Source organism: Variovorax sp. P1_H2 (genome assembly GCF_056405295.1).
The window spans coordinates 1-2,800 of sequence record NZ_JBFUCJ010000248.1 but is presented as its reverse complement, the minus strand read 5'-3'; the positions used below and the strand labels follow the sequence as shown (position 1 = coordinate 2,800).

The 2,800-nt window shown below is 63.6% G+C and carries 4 protein-coding genes; 1 reads left to right on the top strand and 3 read right to left on the bottom strand.

What is annotated here, in order from left to right; all coding sequences use genetic code 11:
• The 3 genes from AC1D2E_RS35405 to AC1D2E_RS35395 all read right to left on the bottom strand — a co-directional run.
• On the bottom strand, window positions 1–768 hold a 768-nt coding region (locus tag AC1D2E_RS35405), incomplete at its 3' end, for a hypothetical protein (RefSeq protein ID WP_478201725.1).
• Window positions 769–1,053: 285 nt separating this feature from the next.
• Window positions 1,054–1,362 (bottom strand): hypothetical protein, encoded by a 309-nt coding sequence (locus tag AC1D2E_RS35400; RefSeq protein ID WP_478201724.1) that lies wholly within the window; start codon window positions 1,360–1,362, stop codon window positions 1,054–1,056.
• Window positions 1,363–1,412: 50 nt separating this feature from the next.
• Entirely contained in the window at window positions 1,413–1,856 is a 444-nt protein-coding gene (locus tag AC1D2E_RS35395; protein ID WP_478201723.1) for an outer membrane lipoprotein, read from the bottom strand.
• A 480-nt stretch (window positions 1,857–2,336) separates the two neighbouring features.
• Here AC1D2E_RS35395 and AC1D2E_RS35390 point away from each other — a divergent pair.
• Window positions 2,337–2,800: DUF3313 domain-containing protein (locus AC1D2E_RS35390; RefSeq protein WP_478201722.1), on the top strand; the 464-nt coding region annotated here is incomplete at its 3' end.

Genomic DNA, 2,800 nt, shown 5'->3' with positions numbered 1-2,800 from the left:
GCCCAGGTTCGCGGCTTGCGTGGCGAGCGTCATGCGCTCCTCGCTTTCGCGCAACGCATGCAGCAGTCTCGCCGCGTGACGCACGTTGCGACTCAGTTCGTAGGCCATCGCGAACACAATGCCCAATGAGAACAAGCTGACCGTGATCGGCGCCTCTACAAAGCCCCAGAACACCAGCACCGCCTGACCCACACCACCCAGGGCGAAGAAGCAGGCCGTGCCGCCGATGGTGAGCGCAGCGACCCTGTCGCCGCGGCGCCAGGCCGAGCGGCTGGCATCCAGGACAAAAATCGCGAGCAGGCCCATCGCCAACTGGCCGACCAGCATCCACGGATTGGGCGTGCCGATGGCGATCGAGACGTTCTCGCCCAGGAACGGAATGGCGCGCAGCGCCGAGATCTCTTTGAAGTTCAGTGACTGGCCGCTCAGGAAGTTGGGCAGCAACGTGACGGTCCGCAGTACGACGACGGTCCACCCCAACCAGGCGCGACCGCTTTTGAGATAGCCGCGCACGAAACCGACCAGCGACACGGTGGCGAGCCAGACCGCCACCTGTCCCGCGCGATTCGCAAGCGCATACGCTTCCGGCGCCTGCGCTTTCATCATGGCGAGTTCGCAGAAGGCAACCGCAGCGGTCGCCACCGCCAAGGTCGAAAAGAACAAACTCGGCCAGGCTGCCCGATCCTTCACCCACACCGGCAAGTGCACCGCAGCCAGCATCAGGCACGCGGACCCGACCATGGCCCAGACAATGGTGACCCAACTCATGAAAACTCCATTCGGTGACCAAGCCCAATTCTCGCCTGGGTCGAGTGACGTGACTTGAGAGGATGCCGAAGGGCGGTATGACAACGCCGTTCCCGGCCGCGAAGACGGGATTCATGACGGTGCACAAGCTCGTCGACGCGTCCCGGTGCTGCCGCACCGGAACGGACATAGATCCGTTCACGGGTTCGAATTCACCGGGCTTCCATGTCTTGTCGAACCACGACTCCCAGGGGCCTATCGAAAGACAGGTACGCCCGGCGAAGGCTTGTGCCGCTGAAACGCGCTTCAACGTGCGCGAATCACGTCGGAGACGACGCCGTTCTCGTTGACCGTGCAGTTGACTGCAGCTTGCCCGGCACCGATGCTGAGGGTGACCACGTAAAACCCTTGCTCCATGCTCATCGAATCGCCGACTGGCTTCACGTTCTCCCTTGGCGCCTTGAACTCGCGGGAAACAGCGTCGATGCAACTGGTTCGCGCCACGAGCGGGGACATGAAGCCTCCGATGATCGACGGCAGAGGTTGATAGTTGGCGCAGCCACTGGCGACCAGGCAATAAACCATGGCTGTTGCGGAACGACCGCGAAAGGACATGCTGACTCCTCGGACTGGGGTGGGTATGCGGACTTGTCCTGGACTTCAGCTCATTGGGGCAGGACGCGAGCGGCCTCGCCATTGCCCTCGATGAAGACCCGCTGACCCACTCGCAGTCCGGGCATCRCCGGCTGCGTCACCTCGACAAGCACACCACTGTCGGTGCGAACGAAGATCTGCTGGCCTTCAAGCGGCTTGCTGTAGCGTTCCGCAATGTGGCTGCCCGCCACGCTACCGCCGATCGCCCCCACCACCATCGCAACATCGCGGCCGGTGCCACCGCCGATCAGGCTGCCAATCCCGACACCGGCCAGTCCGCCGAGCACTGCACCCACGCCGGTATGCTGGGAGGTCGGGATCTCGGTCGGCATGATCTGCTCGATCTTGCCCTGGCGGATCGCCATCGATGATTGCTGCGAGCCCGGTGCGGCGCAAGCGGTGAGCAAGAGAGCCATTGCGAATGCGGCGAACCGCGAGAAAAGACGCACTTTCATGGATTGAAACTCTGGTACAGGATGGAAGAATCTTGAGTTGATCTGGCTTGGMGAGAAACATCGAAGACAGCTCTCGCGAGACGGAACGGCGCCGCTTCCAACGTCGGTCGGTTTCTCCTGTGACTGCTGGAGTCCCCAGCGAGCGACAGACGCTCGCATCGTCATCAGCGACAGCGACATGGAAACGGGGATCGGCGCGCTCRTGGGGTGGTCCGTGCACTGTGTGCGCTTTCCGGGGCGTCGTCTACTGCCCTTTAGGGAAGGCGCGCGCACGCCTGTTTGCCCMTATGCTCGGCCCCGAATTCAAGAGGGGTCAATGTGGGAAGTCGAGCTCGTCCTTATCTCGCCGTTGTCGCAATTTCTTCYGGCGCACTCCTTGCCGGCTGTTCCACRCCCGGCTCGAGCAGCACCGGGATCGTGGCATCCRACAACGCCGAKGCCAAGATCAGCAARGTTGGATTTCTCACGGAGCCCGGCCGGTTGAAGCCCACGCCCGGCGGRGAGGGCTTCCTGTGCTGGCTGCAACCGGRSGTCCGGTGGGGCAGCTACGACAAGGTCATGATCGAGCGCATCCAGGTCTACCTCGAGCCCGGTGCTGAGCAGCGTCCAGTGGATCCGACGGACCTGAAGGCGCTGCTCGACTACTTTCATGCGGCCTTGGTCCAGAACCTCAAGCCTGGCGTCCAGGTCGTCGATGCGCCTGGCCCGGGTGTGTTGCGCCTGAAGTTTGCGCTGACCTCCCTGATCCCGACCAACACCGTGGCCAGCCTGGTCGGCACGGCGGTGCCCTACGGCTTCGTCGCCGAGATGGGCGCGGGCGCGGCGACCGGCCGGCCTGTGGGCTCGACGCCCTACATGGGCCAGACCGGGCTGGAGGCACAGTTCAGAGACGGCGCCACCGGCAAGGTGGTCGGCGAATGCGCGGACACCGAGATTGGACTCAA